21 protein-coding genes are annotated in these 21,155 nt (G+C 49.3%); 1 reads left to right on the top strand and 20 read right to left on the bottom strand.

Annotation, left to right across the window (positions count from 1 at the left end; all coding sequences use genetic code 11):
- Nucleotides 1–29 precede the first annotated feature (29 nt).
- From ACFVTB_RS18260 to ACFVTB_RS18325, 14 genes are all read right to left on the bottom strand, one after another.
- Nucleotides 30–941, bottom strand: coding sequence for an ATP-binding cassette domain-containing protein (locus ACFVTB_RS18260; protein ID WP_387752123.1), 912 nt, complete (start codon nt 939–941; stop codon nt 30–32).
- Nucleotides 942–968: 27 nt separating this feature from the next.
- Complete coding sequence (locus tag ACFVTB_RS18265; protein WP_387752126.1) at nt 969–1,361, bottom strand: GntR family transcriptional regulator; 393 nt, start codon at nt 1,359–1,361, stop codon at nt 969–971.
- Between the two features lie 37 nt (nt 1,362–1,398).
- Nucleotides 1,399–2,139, bottom strand: coding sequence for a hypothetical protein (locus tag ACFVTB_RS18270; protein WP_387752129.1), 741 nt, complete (start codon nt 2,137–2,139; stop codon nt 1,399–1,401).
- Nucleotides 2,140–2,336: 197 nt separating this feature from the next.
- On the bottom strand, nt 2,337–2,789 hold the full coding sequence (locus ACFVTB_RS18275; RefSeq protein ID WP_387752131.1) for a GNAT family N-acetyltransferase: 453 nt from the start codon (nt 2,787–2,789) through the stop codon (nt 2,337–2,339).
- Nucleotides 2,786–3,982, bottom strand: coding sequence for an LLM class flavin-dependent oxidoreductase (locus ACFVTB_RS18280; RefSeq protein WP_387752134.1), 1,197 nt, complete (start codon nt 3,980–3,982; stop codon nt 2,786–2,788). The genes ACFVTB_RS18275 and ACFVTB_RS18280 overlap by 4 nt, the downstream gene beginning before the upstream one ends.
- Nucleotides 3,983–4,000: 18 nt before the next feature.
- Entirely contained in the window at nt 4,001–5,251 is a 1,251-nt protein-coding gene (locus ACFVTB_RS18285; RefSeq protein ID WP_387752137.1) for an LLM class flavin-dependent oxidoreductase, read from the bottom strand.
- A gap of 23 nt (nt 5,252–5,274) precedes the next feature.
- On the bottom strand, nt 5,275–6,093 hold the full coding sequence (locus ACFVTB_RS18290) for an ATP-binding cassette domain-containing protein (protein ID WP_387752140.1): 819 nt from the start codon (nt 6,091–6,093) through the stop codon (nt 5,275–5,277).
- On the bottom strand, nt 6,090–7,088 hold the full coding sequence (locus ACFVTB_RS18295; RefSeq protein WP_387752142.1) for an ABC transporter ATP-binding protein: 999 nt from the start codon (nt 7,086–7,088) through the stop codon (nt 6,090–6,092). The genes ACFVTB_RS18290 and ACFVTB_RS18295 overlap by 4 nt, the downstream gene beginning before the upstream one ends.
- 21 nt (nt 7,089–7,109) lie before the next feature.
- Nucleotides 7,110–8,015, bottom strand: a complete 906-nt coding sequence (locus ACFVTB_RS18300; protein WP_387752144.1) for an ABC transporter permease — start codon at nt 8,013–8,015, stop codon at nt 7,110–7,112.
- Nucleotides 8,016–8,050: 35 nt separating this feature from the next.
- The gene (locus ACFVTB_RS18305) at nt 8,051–8,998 is read right to left on the bottom strand and encodes an ABC transporter permease (protein ID WP_387752147.1); all 948 of its coding nucleotides are present in this window, start codon (nt 8,996–8,998) and stop codon (nt 8,051–8,053) included.
- Nucleotides 8,999–9,031: 33 nt separating this feature from the next.
- The gene (locus ACFVTB_RS18310; RefSeq protein WP_387752149.1) at nt 9,032–10,696 is read right to left on the bottom strand and encodes an ABC transporter substrate-binding protein; all 1,665 of its coding nucleotides are present in this window, start codon (nt 10,694–10,696) and stop codon (nt 9,032–9,034) included.
- A gap of 173 nt (nt 10,697–10,869) precedes the next feature.
- Entirely contained in the window at nt 10,870–11,943 is a 1,074-nt protein-coding gene (gene ssuD, locus ACFVTB_RS18315) for an FMNH2-dependent alkanesulfonate monooxygenase (protein WP_387752152.1), read from the bottom strand.
- A complete protein-coding gene (locus ACFVTB_RS18320) occupies nt 11,943–13,385 on the bottom strand; it encodes a 4-hydroxyphenylacetate 3-hydroxylase family protein (protein ID WP_387752155.1) in 1,443 nt (480 codons plus the stop codon). The genes ssuD and ACFVTB_RS18320 overlap by 1 nt, the downstream gene beginning before the upstream one ends.
- A gap of 19 nt (nt 13,386–13,404) precedes the next feature.
- A complete protein-coding gene (locus tag ACFVTB_RS18325; protein ID WP_387752158.1) occupies nt 13,405–14,595 on the bottom strand; it encodes an acyl-CoA dehydrogenase family protein in 1,191 nt (396 codons plus the stop codon).
- 316 nt (nt 14,596–14,911) lie between these two features.
- Here ACFVTB_RS18325 and ACFVTB_RS18330 point away from each other — a divergent pair, with 316 nt between their 5' ends.
- A complete protein-coding gene (locus ACFVTB_RS18330; RefSeq protein WP_387752161.1) occupies nt 14,912–15,520 on the top strand; it encodes a TetR/AcrR family transcriptional regulator in 609 nt (202 codons plus the stop codon).
- Between the two features lie 108 nt (nt 15,521–15,628).
- Here the strand turns inward: ACFVTB_RS18330 and ACFVTB_RS18335 are convergent, their stop codons facing one another.
- The 6 genes from ACFVTB_RS18335 to coxB form a co-directional block, all read right to left on the bottom strand.
- Nucleotides 15,629–16,093, bottom strand: a complete 465-nt coding sequence (locus ACFVTB_RS18335) for a DUF420 domain-containing protein (RefSeq protein ID WP_387752163.1) — start codon at nt 16,091–16,093, stop codon at nt 15,629–15,631.
- A 51-nt stretch (nt 16,094–16,144) separates the two neighbouring features.
- Nucleotides 16,145–17,041: a cytochrome c oxidase assembly factor CtaG gene (gene ctaG, locus ACFVTB_RS18340; protein WP_387752165.1), complete on the bottom strand. Its 897-nt coding sequence runs from the start codon at nt 17,039–17,041 to the stop codon at nt 16,145–16,147.
- 82 nt (nt 17,042–17,123) lie between these two features.
- Complete coding sequence (locus ACFVTB_RS18345; protein ID WP_387752167.1) at nt 17,124–17,444, bottom strand: cytochrome C oxidase subunit IV family protein; 321 nt, start codon at nt 17,442–17,444, stop codon at nt 17,124–17,126.
- 4 nt (nt 17,445–17,448) lie between these two features.
- Nucleotides 17,449–18,066, bottom strand: a complete 618-nt coding sequence (locus ACFVTB_RS18350) for a cytochrome (ubi)quinol oxidase subunit III (RefSeq protein WP_387752170.1) — start codon at nt 18,064–18,066, stop codon at nt 17,449–17,451.
- Nucleotides 18,063–19,946, bottom strand: a complete 1,884-nt coding sequence (gene ctaD, locus ACFVTB_RS18355; RefSeq protein WP_387752173.1) for a cytochrome c oxidase subunit I — start codon at nt 19,944–19,946, stop codon at nt 18,063–18,065. The genes ACFVTB_RS18350 and ctaD overlap by 4 nt, the downstream gene beginning before the upstream one ends.
- A 29-nt stretch (nt 19,947–19,975) precedes the next feature.
- Nucleotides 19,976–21,025: a cytochrome c oxidase subunit II gene (gene coxB, locus ACFVTB_RS18360; protein WP_387752175.1), complete on the bottom strand. Its 1,050-nt coding sequence runs from the start codon at nt 21,023–21,025 to the stop codon at nt 19,976–19,978.
- Nucleotides 21,026–21,155: the final 130 nt, after the last annotated feature.

Below are 21,155 nucleotides of genomic sequence, written 5' to 3' on the forward strand. Positions count from 1 at the left end.
GATTTCATCGTTATCGTCTTGCTAAATGTCTAGGATCTGACCCGAATTCGTTCCTGTTCAATGAGTACGGCTAAAATATCATCCAAGTTGAGCGCTTGACGGCCGATAATACGGATTTGTTCACGTTCAAGCCACTGCTCAGCCTCCAGGGCTTTTCTCGTCACGATGCGATAGGAACCGCCTCCGGTCTCTTCAATGCTGCATTGCCCGGGAACGGATTGCGCCGTTTTCTTCGTAAAGCCCTCGCTGTTGATATAGAACGCATGCCAACTGCTGAAGAGTTCGTCTTTCTCATACACGCCAAGCACTTGGCCATATCCCATAAAAACGATGTAATCGGCCAGTCGCTTCACTTCTTCGATGATATGAGACGCCATTAGAATGGTCCGATCTCCATGCTCCATATAACGATGCAAAATATCAATCATCGTCCGCCATACGAGCGGATCAAGACCGGAAGACGGCTCGTCGAGGAGCAGAAGCTCCGGATGATGGGCAAGCATCAAAGCAAGCTCGTATTTCCGCCGTGTCCCTTTGGACATCCTGTTCAGCTTCATGCTGTCGTCGACCTCAAACAGCCGAAGCAGTTCGCGGTATAGATTAACGTCCCATTGGTCGTACCATACTTTCGTGAAATTGGTTTTCGCCGATGCTTTCATGCCCCCGTCATGACTGCCAAACTGCTCCGGCAAATAACCGATTCGACGCTTTAGAGCTGTATCGCTGCCGTCGCCGATACGATGACCCAATACCGTTATCGTTCCTTTATCCGCCTTAGCCAGATCGAGCAACATGCGAAATGTCGAGCTTTTGCCCGAACCGTTCGGACCAACGATCGCCGTTACATATCCTAACGGAATATCCAGCGTTATTGGCCCAAGCCGAAAATGCGACCGTTGCTGCTCCACCCCTTCTAATCGGATTGCGGATTGTTCATTCACTGTGGAAGCCTCCCTCGTTCTCGTCCATTATGGCTCATCGTATGCCTTATCCAGCACTTCTCGGAATATCTCCGTCAGCTCTTCCTTCGAACACTGCACCAGCTTGCCTGCGGCCACGGCGGTTTCCATCGCTTCGACGACCGCCTCGAGACGGTGACGATCCATCTCCTTCTGTTCCACTCTGGCAACGTACGTGCCGGTGCCTTGCCTAGTGCGCAGCAAGCCTTCGCCTTCCAAGTCCTGATAAACTCTGCGCACCGTTATGACGCTGCATTTGAGAAGCTGGGCCAATTCCCGAATCGACGGCAGCAGCGTGCCTTCCGCCAATTGCCCGCTTACGATCAGCGCTCTGAGTTGGACCTCGATTTGGTAGTAAAGGGGTTCTGCGCTTTGTTCGTTAATTTGAATGGGCAGCCACACGGCTTCACCTTCTTTGCTTCGCTTTTATTCCTGACGCTTAAGCGCCTTTCAATTTGCTCTTATTGATATAGCTTCTTCTCGTTAGTCTTCTGTTGATCGCATAGTAGCCTGCAATGAGCGACGCGCAGCAGATGAGCAGCGCCGCAGCTGTATACCACCATCGTCCCTCGTTCGTCCCGTTTAACACTTCAAGCACAATGCTTTGTTTTGTTACCAATTTTACGATTACAACTGCTACAGCCAAAATCGGAAGGACCAGGTAACTGTAAATGGTGAATGCCATTCCTGAGTGGCCCAATTCGTAGTAGACGTAAGTAACAGCGAAAGCTAATCCGTAAAAGAACCAAAACAGACCATTTAGTGCAAAAGCCGCGATGCTCACGTTCGCAGCGATATATCCGCTGAAGACATACTGTAAGATGAAGAAAATAAGAGTCGCCGGAGCCAACGTTAGCACTAGCTGAATCATTCGCCCTAACGTAAGTGCATGGATCGGAATCGGCATCGACCGCCATTCGGCAAGTTTATCCGTATACGTATCCTCCCGCCATACTCGAAACATCGTGCGATTCATGACGTACGCTAATGTCGGAAACGTAATGATAAAAGCGCTGTCCAGCAACCAGGTCGCAGCGAACGGCACTTCCTTGCTCGGCCCTATTAACACGAATGTGATAAGCGCCATGTAAATGCTGAAGCCTAAAGTAAATAGAAGTCCGTAACGATCTCTAACCATCTCATGCTTGGCTATATGCCAGGCTCCTTGCCATAGGGTCAAAACGCTATCCCCTTTCACCGGTCATCATACTGTATATATCTTTATACACAGTATAATCACAGTGCCGCACACTGTCAACAGCTGTAAATAAAATTATGATTTTTGCCTTGTAATAAAATAAGACCGAGCACTTCCCTTTCAGGAGGTGTCGGTCTTTCAGGTACTATTGCATCTTCGTACACAATTGCAGTGATCTCTTACTTGTTATATCGGTCCGTAATAATCGGTTTCAGCTGCTCTGTCAGCTCTTTGATGAAAAAATGATGGCTGAATCCAGGCGGCAGGTTAGGAATGACCGCATACTCCTTATATCCAAGCTTCGGATAGTAGTTTGGAGCTTGGAAGGTGAATGTATTAAGCTTTATATAATCACAATTCCATTCCTTTGCTTTCTCCTCTATCTGTGCGAGAAGCTGTGCGCCAATCCCTTGCCCGCGAAACTGCTCGTCAATCCATAAAATGTTGACCTCGATCCAATTCCATAGATGAACAGCATTCAGTCCTCCGACTATCCGGCCTTCATCATCGATCGCCTTAAGTACGATTGGTACGTAAACCGTGGGGGCATGCTTGGCATTGTAGGCGAGCAATTGGGAGCGAATCCATTCCCCTTCTTCCTCATTTCCTATGCTGATGGAAAAGTTCGTCATTGCCCGGCCTCTCTCCCGAATTGGTTTCCCGGCCTCGTTAAGCCTAGCCGTTCTCTTAAGGTTGCATCCTCGTACTCTGTTCGATGCAAGCCTCGTATTTGAAGCTCCCGAATAATGCCATCCGCCCAAGCGTCTACACTTTCTGGAAGCAGCGGAGGGATGAAATTAAAACCGTCACAGCTGCCGGAGAGGTACCAACGTTCAAGCTCGTCGGCAATCTGGGCTGGCGTTCCTGCGACTGTCAGCCATCCGCCGATGCCAAGGCCCTGGCTGTTCACACTAGAATCGGCAAACAAAGCTTCTAGAAGCTTTGCTTGCCGATTGGCCTCTTGCTCCGTATCGCCTTGGATAAGCATCACATTCAACAGAAACAATTTCTGATCGCCAGTAACGCTAACAGCCTTAGCAACCTGCTTTACAACTGCATTGGCCTGCTTAGCTTCATCTATTGACTGAGCGCCTCCGAAGACGATATCCGCATGTTCCGCTGCGAAGCGGAGCCCAAACGGTGAGTCGGCTCTTGTCAATTTGATCGGGTGTCCTTGCGGCGGGCGGAGCACATTTAATGCTCCTTTAACTGAATAGTACCGCCCCTTGAACTGCAGCGGATGATGCTTATCCGGGTCTGCGTATATACCCGATTCCTTATCAATAATAAGTGAATCATCTTCCCAACTGTCCCACAGCTTATCCGTTAACCCGAGAAATTCCTCCGCTTGCTCTTGTTGCTCCTCCAGCCCTTTCAAACGCTCCCGCCCGAAATGCCTTTCCGCGGCGTCACCGCTGTTAAAGGCAATATTCCATGCAGCTCTGCCCTTGCTTAAATGGTCTAAGGAAGCGAGTTTTCGGGATATATGGTACGGCTCGTTAAAGGTGATCGGAATGGTCGCCGCTATGCCGACGTGTTCTGTAAACGGGACGAGCATGCCGGCTACGCTGACCGATTCCGGTCGAATGGAAGCGGCGGTCGTCAACTGTTCCGCAGCATAGCCGTTGAATCCGGGCAAATCGTCGATCAAAATGAAATCAAACTTTGCCTTCTCCACGGAAGCAGCAAGTTTTTTGTAAAAGTTCCTATCTAGCCAAGCTGGAGGATCGATTCCTGCCGCTGCAGGCCCCGTCCCTGGAGCATAGCCGGCGCCATTGACGGACAAGCTCAGCACCATCGTTCTATTAGGTTTAATGTCACTCATTTCGTTTCCCCTCCTTCCTTAAACACCGATATGCTGACGCAGCGTTGTCCCCGCATAATCTTGCCGATAAATGCCTCTCGCCTGAAGCTCGGGTACGACTAAATCGACAAATTGCTCCAGCCCGCTTGGGAATTGCGCAGGCAAAATGTTAAAGCCGTCGCATGCCCGATTTTCGAACCATTCCTGCATATGATCGGCCACTTGCGAAGCCGTTCCGTATACCGTCTTATGACCGCGCGAGCCAATCATATGCTTGATCAGACCTCGGATATTCAGCCCCTCCCGCTTCGCCATGTCGGATACAAGCTGAAATCTTCCTTTGCCTGCATTTACCTTGTCGATATCCGGCAATTCCGGTAAAGGTCCGTCCGGATCACAGCCTGTCAGGTCTGTAGCTAGAACAATCGACAGCCAAGCCAATCCTAAAGAATCTACTAGCAAACTATGCATATGCTCGGCTTTTTCTTTCGCTTCCTTCTCCGAATCCCCGATTACCGGGTAAATGCCCGGAAGAATTTTTATGCTGTTAGGATCGCGATTGTACAACGCAAGCTTCTCATGAACGCTTGTATAGAACCGTCTGGCTTCCTCTATCGTATACCAGGCAGTAAATACGATATCGGCGTTTCTCGCCGCGAGATGCTGACCGGCTTCGGATGCGCCAGCCTGAATCAGAATCGGTCTGCCCTGCGGCGTGCGCGGCAGATTTAATGGACCCTCAACCTGAAATTCATTTCCTTGATGGTTGAAGTTCGATTGCCGACTATCCCATAAACCTGTAACGACATCGACAAATTCCTGAGCTCGTTCATAACGGTGAGCATGTTCTAAATGGGCATCGCGGAAATTAAGCGCCTCTTCCTTCTCGGCGGTCGTTACGACATTCCATGCAATACGCCCTCCGCTTAAATGATCGAGTGTGGCGATATCGCGCGCCAGATTATAGGGCTCTGCAAAAGAGGTCGAAACGGTCGCCGCAAGCCCGATTTTTTCAGTTACGCCAATTAATGCCGACAGCAGCGTTATCGGCTCGGGATAAGCGTTAATGGAATGCTTGATCGCCGCTTCATAACGATCGGTGACAGCCAGCCGGTCTGCGATAAACACCATGTCCAGCTTGCCCCGTTCAGCCGTTTGTGCAATATGCTTATAAAATTCAAAATCAAGTAATTTTTCCGGCTCTGCCGAGGGATCTCTCCATGCTGCAATATGATGTCCGACGCCTAACAAAAAGACGCCGATGCTCATCTGCCGTTTGGCAACGGTCATACGTAACACTTCCTTTTTACCCATTATGAATAGACGAGCGGCTTTGTATCATAAGCGCCTTCATGGACAGGCAGTACTGCGTTGATCAGCTTTTGCGTCGCAGGATGCTCCGCTGATTGAAACAGTTGGTCAGATGGAAGCATCTCGACCAGTCTGCCTTTGTCCATGACTGCAACCCGGTCACAGAAAAATTCGATTACAGCGAGATTATGACCGATGAACAAGTAAGTCAGCCCGAATTCTTCCCGTAAATCTAGCAGCAAATTTAAGATTTGAGCTTGAATGGACACATCCAGCGCAGATGTTGGTTCATCCAAAATAAGAAACTCAGCTTGAACGGCCAATGCTCTCGCAATGCCGATACGCTGCCTTTGCCCCCCGGAGAACTCATGCGGATAACGGCTGAAATGCTCCGACTTCAGCCCCACCCGCTCCAGGAGCCTTTGCGCCTCATACACCGCTTCTTTACGCGACGAAGCGGTGCCTAACCGCAGCATGGGAACGATGATTTGCTCGCCTATCGGTTTCCGAGGATTAAGCGAAGAGGTATTATCCTGGAAAATCATTTGCATTCGACGGTAAACCGTCCTCATCTGTTTTTGGGTATACCCGGTTATATCCTCGCCGTTGACTATAATCGATCCTTCGGTAGGCTTTGTTAATTTGCAGAGCATCCGGCCAAGAGTAGACTTTCCTGATCCCGACTCGCCGATCAAGCCCATAATTTCACCGCGTTTGATAACGAGGTCGACGGAATCGACTGCCTTATGTTCCTTACTCCCAAGCCAACCGCCCGTCCCATAGCTTTTGCTCAATCCGACCGCTTCGAGATACGTCGTCATAGTGCTGCACCTTCCTCTACGGCGAAGCAAGCTGCCAGACGATTTTCCGAATACGTTTTTGATTTCGGCATTTCTGCAGAACAGCGGGGAAGCGCCTGCGGACAGCGCTCATAAAACACACAGCCCTCGGGCAGATTGAGCAGATCGGGCGGACTTCCTTCGATTTGCTGCAGGCGAGCGGCGGTTTTTTCCGATGCTTGCCGTTTCCCTCCTTCGGGAACAGAGCCGATCAGACCTTTGGTATACGGATGGAGCGGATTGGCAATGACATCCTGCGTCCTGCCGTACTCAATCAGCTTACCTGCGTACATGACAGCCACTTTATCGCTTATGTTCGCCACAACTCCAAAATCATGCGTAATCATCATAATCGACGTTTGCTCTTCTTGATTGATCGTTCGGAGCAGTTCAAGTATCTGCTTTTGGATCGTGGCGTCGAGAGCCGTCGTCGGCTCGTCCGCAATAATCAATTTCGGTTTGCCGCTTATGGCCATAGCGATAACGATACGCTGCCGCATTCCGCCGCTTAGAGCATGGGGATAAGCGCGCAGCACCCTTTCCGGGTCGGTAATCCCCACCTTTTCGAGCAGCCGGCGGGCTTCCTCCAGCGCTTGTTTGCCGCTTATTCCTTTTCGCCGGAGTCGGATTACCTCAGTTAGTTGACTGCCAATCCGGAAGGATGGATCGAGCGCCGTTAGCGGATTTTGAAATACCATCGACATTTCCTCACCGCGAATACGGTTATATTCTTTAGGAGATAAGCGGGTCAGTTCTTTATTCCCGAACTTGATGCTTCCTTTCGTAATTGAAGCATGCTTGCCATTCAATAGCCCCATAACGGTTAATGCCGTAACGCTTTTGCCAGATCCAGATTCGCCAACAACCGCCAAAATTTCTCCCTCGTCAACTGTAAAATCGATGCCATTAATCGCTTTGACGGTTCCTCGGCCCGTTCTAAACTCCGTATGCAGTTCACTCACTTCAAGCAAAGCCACCGCCCGCACCTCCCTGCCGCTTTAGTTGTAATGTGGATCGAAGGCATTCCGTAATCCGTCTCCCAGCCAGCTAAATCCAATCGATACGATTAAAATAACGAGCCCGGGAATCGTTGCCGCGTGATAGCTGCCCTGCAGCAGGACAGCCATACCGTCTGACGTCATTTTGCCCCAGTCGGATTGAGGCGCTTGAATGCCTAAACCCATGAAGCTAAGACCTGCGGAAAAGATAATCATTTTCCCGACCAGAGAAGTCGCATAGACCGTTAAGGAAGTAATCACATTGGGCAGAAGCTCGCTGTACAGAATCTCCCACCTCGACGCGCCAAGCACGCGAGCCGCTTCGATATATTCCTTTCCCGTCTCCGATATAACGGAGGCATACATAATTCGGGTCATGTGCGGAATAAGAGCGATGGTGAGCGTAATCATGACGGATTTAAGCCCCGCTTCCAACAGAGTAGTTACAGTCAACGCGATCAATATCGTCGGAAAGGCGAACAAAATATCCATAGCGCGCATGATGAGCTCTCCAGCTCTACCCTTTATGAAGCCGGCAACCAGGCCAAACACCGCGCTAACCACAAAGGCCAAAGCGATCGGCAGCAAAGCCGAAATCAGCGATATTCGTCCTCCGTAAATAAGTCTGCTTAAAATATCTCTGCCTTGCTGGTCCAGCCCCAGAATATGTCCTTCTGTTCCCGGTGAGCCCAAACGAAGGGAGTTATTGCCGACATCGGGATCGTACGGAGCAATCCATGGCGCGAACAGCGATATGATGATAGCTCCCGCTACAATAAGCAAACCTGCAAGTGAGAATTTATCTTTCACCCACACCCGCACCCATTTGCGCCAGCGGTTAGAACCTGTTCCAGGCCAGCTTGCCGTCCGCTCATGCTGGAGAGCTATATGATTTCTTTTGCCCAAAAGCCGCTCCTCCTTTTTTCTCTGACGTGATTCCATTAGCCCCTCAGCCGAGGATTTAATAGGGAAACGATAATATCCGCCAGCAAATTGACAAACACATAAATGACGGCGATTAATACGACTCCCGCTTGTATAAATGGAATGTCATGACCCATTATGCCGTTGTACAGCAGCGTGCCGAGGCCCGGCCAGGAAAACACCGTTTCGACGAATAACACGCCTCCAAGCAAATACCCGACTTCAAGTCCCGTAATATTAACTACCGGTGCAAGAATGTTGCGGAGCAAATGCTTGCCGACAATTCTGCGAAACGGTAATCCATGCGATCTGAGCGTCTGAATGAAGTCCGCATTCATCACTTCAATGACGCTTGCTCGGATCAGCCGGGCTACAACAGCCAGCGAGGATACGGCAATGGCGATAGAAGGAAGCAGCATATGTTCTAGCAAACTAGCAAATGTTTTGTCTCCTCGTAAATCGTACATCCCAGATGACGGCAGCCAGCCAAGCTTAACGGAGAACAGGGCTGCTAAGACGATGCCTAGCCAGAAGGTCGGCAGATTGGAGCCGACCGTCGTCGTAAACATAATGATCCGATCCAGCCAAGAAGATGGCTTTAGTCCGGCTGCTACGCCGATCAGAATGCCGAACAAACAGGTCAGCACAAGCCCGCCGGCCGCCAGAATGACCGTATTTTTAAATTTGTCCATTAGAACATCGTAAACGGGAGTTTTGTGAATGTATGAATTCCCAAAGTTCCCTTGGCCAAGATCAGCCAGCCAATTGACGTATTGTACAAGAAGCGGCTTGTCCAATCCCATTTCACGACTAAGATTGGCTACCGCCTCTGGCGTCGCAGCATTGCCGAGAATCATGTCGACGGGATTTCCCGGGCTATAATGAACCGCCAGAAAGACCGTAAAGGTTACAAAAAGCAGCACGGGAACGACAGCTAGCATTCTCTTTCCGATATAAAGCGCCAAAGCCTATCTCCCTCTCACCGCGAGCCCGCCGCGTTACTCTACCCAAACTTTGTCAAGGTCGTACCAGTTTTGCGAAGGCAATACGAAGCCCTTAACGTTTTTGCCCAAAGCTACAAGCGTTTTGCCGCTGAACAGCGGTACAATTGCCGCATCCTCGTCGATAATGTCTCGGGCTTGCTTCCAGTACTCGAATGATTTCTGTTGATCTACTTCATTCAACGCTTTGTCTACGGCAGCGTCAAATTCCGGATTTGCATAATTGCCATAACGCCCGGTGCTCTCCGAATAACCGACGATGTACAGCCAATACGCCGTCACAAAGCCCCAGTCCATCGTGTTGATGCCCACTTTCGGGCTCATGAAACGAAGCGAGCCGAACGTTGCATAATCATAGGATTCAATCTTCACTTTAATGCCGATCTTGGCCAAATCCCGCTGAATCCACTCCACATAAGCGTCATTGCCGTTATAGGTTTGCAGTGTGATCTCGAATCCGTCCGGATAGCCAGCCTCCGCGAGAAGCTGCTTTGCTTTCTCCAAGTTGTATTGAAGCGGCTTATGATTAGGATCGAAAATCTCACTTCCGGCGTTTACAGCGCTGTAAGCCGGCAGGGCGTAGCCTTTCAGCAGATCCTTCGACATGCTCTCACGGTCAATCGCCAGCGTCACAGCTTGGCGAACGCGCACATCTTTGAAAAACTCATTTCCCGTATTAAGCGTCAAGTAATAAACGATAGGCAAATCCGCTTCAGGAACCTGATAGCCCTCTTCCTTGAGCTTGTCGATGCTATCGATCGGAGGTCCTTGAATAATATCTACTTCCCCGGTTTTCAGAGCAGCGATGCGAGCATTTTCGTCTACAATAGGACGGAAAATAATTTTCTCGCTATACGCCTTATCTCCCCAGTACCCGTCAAACCGCTTCAGAACGATTTTTTCGCCCATGACGCGTTCCTCCAACTGATAAGGGCCAGTGCCCGCAGGATGCTCTGCGTAGCCGTCGTTTCCATATTTTCTAATGGCTTCGGCGCTGGCTAACAGCCCGGAACCGCCGCTTCCCTGTGCGAGCAGGCGCAGAAACGCCGGATAAGGGGTGTTGAATTCAAACACTACCGTGTGCTCGTCCGGTGAGGTGACATTTTTCAACGCATGGTAAGTACGGCTCATTAATGCCGCGCTTAATTCATCGAAAAACTCGAAGTCTTTATCCCATGCGCGTCGTACGTTGAATTCTACTGCTTCCGCATTAAAATCTGAGCCGTCCTGGAACTTGACTCCCTGGCGCAAGTGGAATGTATACGTTCGCCCGTCCTCGGAAATATCCCATGACTCGGCAAGACTCGGTACAATGGCAACCTGCGGAGACTCCGCCGAAGTCTTCGACAAATCCTCCTTCACAAGCGATTCGTGAATGTTCCGGTTGACCAGATAGGACTCCCAGCCGGCTTCTCTAGTAGGGTCAAGCGCACTTACATCCGTCGTTAGACCAACGATGAGCGTTCCGTCCTTAACCGGCCCTTTAGCCTCGCCTTCTGGCGTTGTCGCATTGGTTGCATTGCTCGGTGCGTTGTCAACCGTTTTTCCATTCCCGCCCTGACCGCCAGCGCATCCCGTCAAAAGCAATGCAAATGCAAGTACGAGTACGAGTGATGCCTTCCACATATTGCGTTGATACTGTTTTTTCGCTAAAAATTTCATTTTACTTCCTCCTATAGATGGTTTCACAAGCTTTCCTTATATGAATCTGTATATAAATCTCTGCAAGGATCAGCTTCTACAGAGGACTAATTCAACTTTAGGTAAAGTATGGTCATTTCCTCGAATGCTGCGCTAAACCTTCGTCTGGCATCACCCCTTTCATGCCTATTCCTTTAACGCTGCAGCGTTTGAGCAGAATGGTCCAGTAAAGGAAACAGCAGCTCGGCCACACGCTCCGCTTCTCTCAAATGCGGATAACCGGATAAAATGATCCTATCGATTCCTAAGGCCTCATACTCGCGAATTCTGGCCGCTACATTCTCGGCGCTTCCGACCAATGCTGTACCTGCGCCTCCCCATACCAAGCCGATGCCCGACCAAAGATTAGGCCCGGCAACAAGCGAATCCCGCTTTCCTCCATGCAGCTCCGTCATCCGGCGCTGCCCTTCTGATTCCAGTGATTTGAATTTGCTGTGCGCTTTTTCAATCGTTTCGTCATCTACATATCGAATAAGCTCGTCAGCGGCTTGCCACGCTTCTTCTTCTGTTTCTCTGACAATCACATGCAGTCTAATGCCAAATTGAATCGTTCTGCCCTGCTCTTCAGCCAGCGTCCTCATCCGCTTTATTTTGGCTTCCACTGCCGGAAGAGGCTCTCCCCAGGTCAGATAAACATCGATATGACGAGCAGCGACGGCCATTGCCGCTTCCGAGGAACCGCCGAAGTAAAGCGGCGGGGAAGGAGACTGCACAGCCGGATACAGAAGTTCAGCTTCATTAACGCTGATATGCGTACCGCTTGCCGTAACTTTATGCCCTCCGATAACTTGCTTCCATATGTGAAGAAACTCACCCGTCAATTCGTAACGGGCATCATGATCCAGAAATAGCCCGTCGCCCGCCAACTCAGCAGGGTCCCCTCCGGTTACAACGTTGACGAGAAGTCTGCCGCCCGAGAGACGATCGAAAGTGGAAGCCATTCGCGCGGCTAACGTCGGAGACATCAATCCCGGTCTTGCAGCGATTAGAAACTTCAGTCTTTTCGTGAAAGGAAGCAGCGCTGAACCAACGACCCATGCGTCTTCCCATACTTTCCCGGTAGCTATCAACGCGCCTTCGTAGCCCAACTCGTCAAGTCGGCCAGCCAGCTTGGACAAATACCCGTAATCGACGGGGATCGCCTCTATTGAAGAAGACAAGTAAGTTTCATCAGTTGGAGATGTCGGTATAAACCAAAACCATTTCATCAGTGCTTACTCCCTTCCTTGATTAATTGCCACACCGGCCCGGTGAAAAAGGAATGATCTGCGTTTAAATATTGCAAGGCGTGGCCCTTAATAGGGTCTCCGGCATAAAATCGCTCGTATAGCTCATGGCGGGAACCAAACGAGCTGCCGATCAAATCCCAAGCCAGCTTCAGCAGCTGCACTTTTTTCTCCGCGCTTACGGTTGCCCCTTCGAAATAAAGATGCATCTGCTTCGAGATCTGGCCGTAGAAATCTTCCATGCCTGATGGGGTTTGTACGAACCCGCCGCCCCCGACTTGTTGGAGAATCTCGACAGCTCGCGGATAAAATTTAGTTCCCATATTTCTTGCAGTATGGATATAAGAAATGTCTGGCACGTAGATGCCGTCGGCATCAGGGGCCGCATGGCCTTCGGACGCGTAGACAAGCGCTTTGACCGAATCGACCTGTGTCAGCAACTCGCCAAGCTTTTCTTGAATGTGGAGAAAACCGTTTACGCCGATCGATTCGGCAACTGCCATCGTAACTCCGGTTATAAATTCGAGCTTCGCCACCATTCTCACGGCCGTTTGATGATACGCAAGCGAATTGGCTGTCCGGTTTTCTCTCAGCTTTAATACCGCATCGGCATTGCCGTGTAAGAGAACGCGTTCCCAAGGGATTAGCACATCGTCGAAAAACAGCACAGCATCCATTTCCTCATAACGCGAACTTAGAATATGTTCCTTCGAGCGATTGTCAGCAAATGATTCCCTGCAGACAATATGCAGCCCTGGGGAATTCGCCGGCACGATAAGCACGTGTGCATGCTTCGCCTGATCACGATTAAACTGCAGCAAAGAAAAAATAACGAAATCATGGGTGTACGGCGCTCCCGTCGCAATCATTTTGGCCCCCCGAACGACAATGCCTTCGCTTGTTTCCCGAACGACATGAAGGAAACGCTCCGCAATTTTTTCATCCTCCAGCCCATTCGCCCGGTTAATCTGAGGGTCGAGGATAGCTGTCGTCAGGAACAAGTCTTGATCGCGGGCTTCCTTGTAATAAGCCGTTATCTTTGACTCGAAATGAGGATCCAACTGACCAAGCTGTTTCCTTGCGCCGTACCATCCGGTTATCATTGATCTGGCATAATCGGACAGCCTGCTCATCATTCCATTGGTTTCTTTGGACCAGCGATGAAAAGCACGGCTTCTGGCCGCTAGCTCCTCTCGCGAATAAGGCACCAAAAATGAACTGTGGGCGTAGCTTCCATCCGGCTTCAAAAATCCTACCTCATCTTGTTCGCCTGGAGTATCCAGCATGTCGAACAGTCGGCTAATGCTCTGCAGCGTTCCTTTAAACGCGGGGTGATGCTGAAACTGTTCAACTCGTTTTCCTTCCAGCCATACGTTTCTTCCGTCGTTAAAGCTATTGATAAATTTGATTCCTCTAGAGGACATCGTCATTTTTTCTCCCTTGTCAGCTATATTGTGTAGATGGATAAGCGCCTGTAAGTACCCAATCGCCTACGCTGCGCAATTTATATTCAACCGGATCATGCAGGGTATGCGTCCGAACGTTGCGCCAAAATCTGTCGAATCCGTTCTTTCTTGTCGCCGAACGCGCCCCCATGACCTCGAATATCCGGCTGGTCACTTCCAGCGCAGTATTTCCCGCATGCACGTTCGCCGCGCTAACGATGACGGCCGCTTCCCCTCTCTCCTGCTCCGTCAGAGACATTCCCTTGTTCCACGCTGAATCCAGTACGGCAATCGCGTTGTCGGTAAGACTCGCAGCCGCGACAGCTTGTATCCATAATTCGCCATACTGCCTTTTAATCCAAGGGTCCTCAATCGCTTTATCTACGCCAGAGGCTATGTAAGGACGAGTATGATTAACGGTGTATTCCTTAGCGGCCTCTATCGCGCCGAATGCGCTCCCGACGTATACGTTTGTGAGCACGCTTTTGGATAAGATCGGTGTTAATGTGGCGTAAGGCAAGTGAATCCTCTCTTTGGAATCAAGCAGTTCTCCTTTATCGATATACACCTGGTTAAACTGTACGGTCCCGCTACCGGTTTGCCGTTGGCCGATACCATCCCAATCGTCATGAACGGTTATGCCGGCTTTATCCGTCGGAATGGCAGCGAATAAAAGTGAATCATCCGCTTCGTCCCTCCATGAGATTACGAGACGGTCAGATCCCGGCGATCCGGAAGAAAATCCTTTTTCCCCGTGAATGCGGTAGCCATCTCCTTCCCGCTTGCCAGTCAATCTGCGATCGTAATAGTTCACCGAGTTGCCCCAGAACCAATTGTGGCACACAGTGCCGGTTTCCAAATATTCCTGCTGCTTTTCCGTACCGTTCCATCTGGCTGCCAAAATATTAAGTGTGTGAAATCCGTATAAATGAGCTAACGAGGCATCCTCTTTGGCAAGCTCACGCACAATACGAAGCACCACGGACCATGGTTGTCCGTCTCCTCCGTATTTTGGAGAGACAATGACTTTTAGCAACCCGCTGTCCTTAAGGAGATTCAGTTGCTCATAAGCCGCCCCGCCTTCTCGATCCCTCTTTGCTGCGTCAACGGCTAGCTGCTTAGACAATTCAATGGCTTTAATTACGAATACATTGGAATCAGTGCTGCTTATTAATAAGGACTCGGTCATGGCGGAAACTCCTTTTGATTAAATTATATTTTTCCTATTAAATTAGTTGGTTTTTATGCTATCATTATAGCAATTTGGATTAACGTTACAAGCATCATTATTATTGTTTTTAATGTATAAACAACGGAATAATAATAGTTGATGATTATTTATTAAATGTTGGACAGTTTTAAAATAACCGTTTTTTCTTTGAAATCCACATTTGTAATAAAAATATGTAAAATACACAAAAATTAAATATGTTTTTTATGCAACAAATAATGGATTCCTGTCTATTTGTTGTTCAACCCTATTTTATAGATTAAGAGGTGCTATAGTGTCTGAGAAAAAGCTGAATGACCGCAGAATTTTAAGAACAAAAATGATCCTTAGAGAGGCATTGCTGCAAGTTCTATCCGTTAAAATCATAGAACAGATAACGGTTAGCGATATCACGGAGGCAGCTAATATTAATCGTTCCACTTTCTATTTGCACTATCAGGATAAAGAAGAACTTATTGCTACGATGATCGCGGAAAAATTGACGCTTCTTCAGGAATCGATGAATTCTGCTAATGCTAACCATACAACTTCCGGTGAAAATGAAGAACCCGACACTTATTTGCTGGCGCTGTTTCAGCATTTTTCCGACCATGAGAGATTTTACCGGATCATGTTCGACAAGAACGGAGAATTCATTAATGCTAAGCTGTACGAAGTGATTCGGGAAAGCCATTATCATCGGACATCTAGTTTGAACATGGAGCAAAAAATGCTTGTTCCGCTTGATATTTTTCTCGATTATATAACCTCCGCCATTCTTGGTCTTATCCATAAGTGGTTTGATCAGCAAATGGTCTATTCGCCGCGTTATATGTCCATACAACTGACACGTCTTGCTTATCTGGGTACGAACAAGGTTATGGGCATCGAATCGAGTAATTGAACGGCATCCACCGAAAGTCCAAATAAAAAAACCGGCTTTGCTAATTGAGAATGTCAAATTCCCAATTAGCAAAGCCGGTTTCCTAATGCTGTAATGAAGTCGTTGGTTTTACAGTCCAAAAATCGCGTCGATCATCGGCTTCGTGTGGCCGCCCGGATACAATAAGTAAAGCAAAACATAAACGATCACGCCAGTAATCGCCGTAGCAAACCAAATCACCGACGTCACGCGTCCCCACTTCCGATGCTTCGAATACTTTTCCTTGAAGCCCAGCGTCAGCGTCGTAATGCCAAATACAGCCGCTACAGTCGCCATGACGATGTGGAAGTACAGGAAAATATGATAGTAAAGCTTCAAACCTTCCGGTCCGCCCCACGTTGTGTTCCCTACTAGAACAGTTCGGGACGCATAAATAATAAAGAATAGAATCGCCGCGATCGCCGCCGCGATCATCACCTTTTTATGCGATTCCAATTTGCGCTGAACGGCAAGCCGCCAGCCGAACGCGACAAGCACGGCGCTAATAACGATAAAAGAGGTGCTGACGGTTGGAAATATAAAATACCAATTCAACTTGAATCCCACCTAACGGAAATAATAGACTTTCTTCAGTATCGCGCCCTGCTAGACGGTACCGGTATTCGTATTCGGCAGCTCGTCGTCTTTATGCTCGCGTCTAAACCAGTGGAAGAAGATATACGACAAAATAATGCCGTACATAAGTTCTTGCACCAGCTTCATGACGATTCCGCCCAACTGCTGATCCTCGGTCGCCTCCATCAGATTGAAGAACTGCGGGCCCTCGAACATGTCCAACAACCGCGAAGGGTCTCCCGACACGCAATAGCCCATCGCTTGAACCCATACTTGCGGGTCGCTGTAAATCGCATACATCGGCGTACTTGCGAAAATAATAAGTGCGCAGGCCGGCGTCAGCAATACGCCGTTTGCGAATACGTAAGCCATCTTCTTCAAATCGGTCAACCGGTTCCATTCCTGTACCGGACAAACAATTTGCCACCACATCATAAGAGCGGTAACGAATAACACGCTATAGTAGAACCGGTGCAGCGCAAAATGGGTCATTACATAGTCGTGTACGACCGGGATGTGATAGATCGAAAACAAGAGATTAAATAATACGAGCGTTGAAATCGGATTCATCAAGAAACGAAGTTTTTGCCACCAGGCGTGTGAGAAAACTCGGCGCCAGACGTAAGACGGTATCGAATACAGCAGCATTGGCGGCACGATCAGATAGGAAACTGACATATTGACCATATGGAACGTAAACATCACGTGTCCCAGCAGGCTCAACGGTCCCCCCTGCACCAAATAGAACAATACCGCCGCGCCAACAAACATCGTTTTCTGCAGCAGAGTCACTTTCGGTTCATCTGGTGCGTGCTTCTCCCGCCATGGTCCGATGACATAAAAGTAAAGAATGACAATCGCGGCCATCCCGAAAAGAAACCACGGGGTCCACAACTCCTCAAAGCTGAAATATTGTAAGCCAAGCATTTGTGGAAGCTCCTTTCAATTTTGCAAAAGAGGAGGGACCCAATAATCCCGGGACCCTCCTCTTTTTAATTATACGGCCCTTTTACCACCAAACCCAATACTCGGCCATAATGACGCATGTAAATACGATGAATACGCCGGTCAAAATACCGATAGTCGCATAAGCGTGCCCGCGATCCTTCATATGCATCCATACGGCCATCTGCACGAATACTTGAACAACCGCGCAGCCCATCAGAATGATGTAGATGAAGTCTTTATTGATTTCGCCCGAAATAACCGTTGCGAAAGCGATTAGCGTAAGAAGAATCGACAGGATAAAGGAAACAATCGCTTTTTGTGGTCCTTCCAACTTATGACGGACAGGACGTGTCTCCTCTGCGGAATGGCTGTTATTCGACATACGATTAAACCACCTTTCCCATCAGATAAACGACGGTGAAGATAAATACCCAAACGACGTCGATAAAGTGCCAGTATAGGCCGGCCACGTATGCTTTCGGAGCCGTTACGACCGTCAGGCCTTTCTTCATCAATTGACCGATTATAATCGAGATCCATACGATACCGAACGCAACGTGCGCGCCGTGGAAGCCTACGAGAGTATAGAACGAGGAGCTGAATGCGCTCGTCGTAAAGCCGTGGCCTTCATGCAAATAATGCACGAACTCGTAAATTTCAAGAACTAGGAAGCCAAGACCCAGAAGAACAGTAACGATAAGCCAGTTAATTAAAGCTTTCGTATTTTGGCGATGCAGCGCTTGCGTTGCGAAAACGCTTGTCAGCGAGGACGTCAACAGAAGAGCCGTTGCAATCGCTACAAGCGGCAGCTGGAACAGCTCGTGAGCCGGAGGCCCGTCAAGTACTTGATCGCGGAGAGCCAGGAACGCTGCGAACAGCGTTCCGAACAATACCGTTTCACCGCCAAGGAACAACCAGAAACCAAGCACTTTATTGCGTCCCTCAAGGGTCGCTTTTTCGGGCTCATGAGGCAATTGCCCTTCTACATGCGTATGTGCACTCATGCTTTTATCCCCCCGTCATGCTGATCTTCAGGCTCGATATGGAAGCCGTGGTCATCTTTAACCGAACGGAGCACCATACAAGTAAATGTAATAACAAGGCCGATTCCGGCAGCTATATAACCGGTATCGATACCCGCAACTTTGCCCCAAGTGCCGTCGGAGTACAGCAGGCCGAAACCTGTGATGAACAAGCCGAGCGACATAACGAAAGGCAAAATTGAAGGCGATGGCATATGAATCGAACCAACCGGTTCCGCAGGCGTCATGCCGCGCTTGCCATCCATTTTCTCTTTCCAGAAAGCGTCATAACCGCGAACAAGCGGCGTTTGTTTGAAGTTGTACTCTGGCGGAGGCGAAGAAATCGTCCATTCCAGCGTACGTCCGTCTTCCCAAGGATCATTGGCTGCATTCTTCGGTTTGAACGCAGTAATCGTTACGTTCAGCAAGAAGAAGATCGTGCCCAGACCCATCAAAATGGCGCCAATCGTACTGATCAGGTTCATTTCGTTGAAGCCCAGTCCGTCCAAGTACGTCCAGATCCGGCGCGGCATGCCGAGCAAGCCAAGGAAATGCTGGACGAAGAACGTCAGATGGAAACCAATAAAGAAGGTCCAGAACGTCAGTTTGCCAAGCGGTTCGCTGAGCATGCGTCCGAACATTTTCGGCCACCAGTAATGCAAGCCGGAGAAAATACCTAAAATCAAACCGCCTACGATAACGTAGTGGAAATGCGCTACGACGAAGTACGAGTCATGGTATTGGAAGTCGGCCGGAGCCGCTGCCAGCATGACGCCGGTAACGCCGCCCATTACGAAGGTTGGAACGAAGCCTACGGCGAACAAGTTCGCTGCTGTAAACTTGATCGATCCGCCCCACATCGTGAACAGCCAGTTGAAAATTTTAATACCTGTCGGTACCGCGATCAGCATCGTTGCGATGGAGAAGAGCGCGTTCGCTACTGGTCCGAGACCCGTTGTGAACATATGATGCGCCCAAACCATGAAGCCGAGAAAGCCGATCAGGATGGTAGCGAAGACCATCGAGCTGTAACCGAACAACCGTTTACGCGAGAATGTACTGATAACTTCGGAAATAACGCCGAAGGCCGGCAAGATGAGGATATATACCTCAGGATGCCCGAAGATCCAGAAAATATGCTCCCATAATACGCTGTTGCCGCCGCCCGACGGATTAAAGAAGTTCGCGTCGAAAATGCGGTCGAACATCAAAGCGGCCAAGCCGACCGTCAATGCTGGGAAAGCGAACAGGATCAGTGCCGACGTAATGAACGCCGTCCAAGTGAACATCGGCATGCGCATGAATGTCATGCCTGGAGCACGCATGTTGATAATCGTAACGAGGAAGTTGATGCCCCCGATTAATGTACCGATACCTGCAATCTGCAAGCCTAGAACGTAATAATCCATCCCGTGTGACGGGGAATAAGTCGTTCCGGCTAGCGGAGCGTACGCCGTCCAACCAGCTTCAGGAGCACTTCCTGTGAACCAGCTGACATTCAGCAGTACCGCGCCGAAGAAGAACGTCCAGAAGCCAAGCGCGTTAACGAAAGGAAACGCAACGTCGCGCGCGCCGATTTGCAGCGGCACGATAGCATTCATAAGCGCGAACAGCAACGGCATCGCTGCCAAGAAAATCATTGTCGTACCGTGCATTGTAAGCAATTCATTGTATGTATCCGCGCTTACGAAGTCGTTAAGCGGTTTCCATAATTGAATCCGAATAAGCAAGGCTTCCAATCCGCCGACGAGGAAGAAAAAGCCTCCGGCGATCAAATACAAGATCCCGATTTTTTTATGGTCAACCGTCGTCAACCAGTCCATCAAACCGGTATGGCGTTTAACCGTATGTCCATGAGCCAAGGTAGGTACCTCCTTCAATCACCGATGATTTATTTTTCGTAGTCAAGCGTCAATTCCGACAGGTACTTCGCAATGCCGTCAAGCTCTTGCTGAGTCAAATCGACGGCCGGCATTTGGTTGCCCGGTTTGATCGCTTGCGGATCTTCGATCCAACGATGTAGATTCTCGTAAGTTGTGCCTTCGTTGGCATACTTCTTGTCATCGGTATTGACGAGGATGCCGCCAACCGTTTCACGGCTGCCGATACCTGTCAAGTTAGGGAATGCAGGACCGCCTTGGTCGCCAACCGCATGGCAAGTCAAGCACTTGCTGACGAATGCTTCTTTAATAGCCGGATCGCTAGGAAGCGCAACCGGTTCTTGCAGAGCTGCAACCCAACGGTCGAACGAAGACTCGTCCACCGATTTTACTTTAAAGTCCATCAACCCGTGAGAAGGACCGCAAAGCTCGGCGCATTTGCCCAAGTAAACGCCTTCTTTTGGAGCTGAGAAATGCATCGTATTTACGTTAGCGCCAGGGTTCGTATCGATTTTACCGGCAAGCGACGGAATCCAGAACGAGTGAATAACGTCAGCCGATTTTGCTTCGATCGCAATCGTTTTGTTCGTTGGAATGATCAATTCCTGAGCTGTCTTAATGCCGTATTCCGGATACTCGAACTCCCACCAGTATTGGTGCGAAGTAACGATAACCTTGACCGCGTCAGGATCTTTCGAATAATCCTTCGACAGATTGAACACCGATTGCACCGTCGGCACTCCCAAAATGATAAGCATAATGATTGGAATAACGGTCCAAATAATCTCTAGCTTGTGGCTGCCTTCAACCTGCTTCGGAATCGTCTTGTCTCCAGGCCGTCTGCGGAAACGTATTATTACGTATAAAGAAATCGCAAACACGACCACAATCACGATCAGCATGATTGAAATCGCCAGCTTCATCAATCCGAATTGCTCTTCCGCTACAGGACCTTGGGGATTCAACGTGGACAAGTCACTTCGTCCGCACGCTGACAGCACGAGCACCATCAAGGCCAGAAGCGGTGCAAGCCGTTTTACAAACTGCCACCGTTTCATCAATAATCAACCCCACTTTTGACGTTTTCGCAGCTCGCAAATCCCGCTAAAAGGCGGGCAAACTGCGTGTTTTCACAGATGTTATGACAACTCCTGCAACTTAAATCACTTTATTAAATATAAAGTTGAAGCC

It is taken from the genome of Paenibacillus sp. NPDC058071 (assembly GCF_042885235.1).
GTDB lineage: Bacteria > Bacillota > Bacilli > Paenibacillales > Paenibacillaceae > Pristimantibacillus.

Bases quoted from the DNA above. Each gene is read 5' to 3' on its own strand.
- ctaG (WP_387752165.1), bottom strand. From the start codon at position 17,041: ATGCTTGGCTTACAATATTTCAGCTTTGAGGAGTTGTGGACCCCGTGG.
- ACFVTB_RS18310 (WP_387752149.1), bottom strand. From the start codon at position 10,696: ATGAAATTTTTAGCGAAAAAACAGTATCAACGCAATATGTGGAAGGCA.
- ACFVTB_RS18320 (WP_387752155.1), bottom strand. From the start codon at position 13,385: ATGTCCTCTAGAGGAATCAAATTTATCAATAGCTTTAACGACGGAAGA.
- ACFVTB_RS18290 (WP_387752140.1), bottom strand. From the start codon at position 6,093: ATGACGACGTATCTCGAAGCGGTCGGATTGAGCAAAAGCTATGGGACG.
- ACFVTB_RS18275 (WP_387752131.1), bottom strand. From the start codon at position 2,789: ATGACGAACTTTTCCATCAGCATAGGAAATGAGGAAGAAGGGGAATGG.
- ACFVTB_RS18280 (WP_387752134.1), bottom strand. From the start codon at position 3,982: ATGAGTGACATTAAACCTAATAGAACGATGGTGCTGAGCTTGTCCGTC.
- ACFVTB_RS18350 (WP_387752170.1), bottom strand. From the start codon at position 18,066: ATGAGTGCACATACGCATGTAGAAGGGCAATTGCCTCATGAGCCCGAA.
- ACFVTB_RS18325 (WP_387752158.1), bottom strand. From the start codon at position 14,595: ATGACCGAGTCCTTATTAATAAGCAGCACTGATTCCAATGTATTCGTA.
- ssuD (WP_387752152.1), bottom strand. From the start codon at position 11,943: ATGAAATGGTTTTGGTTTATACCGACATCTCCAACTGATGAAACTTAC.
- ACFVTB_RS18345 (WP_387752167.1), bottom strand. From the start codon at position 17,444: ATGTCGAATAACAGCCATTCCGCAGAGGAGACACGTCCTGTCCGTCAT.
- ACFVTB_RS18285 (WP_387752137.1), bottom strand. From the start codon at position 5,251: ATGACCGTTGCCAAACGGCAGATGAGCATCGGCGTCTTTTTGTTAGGC.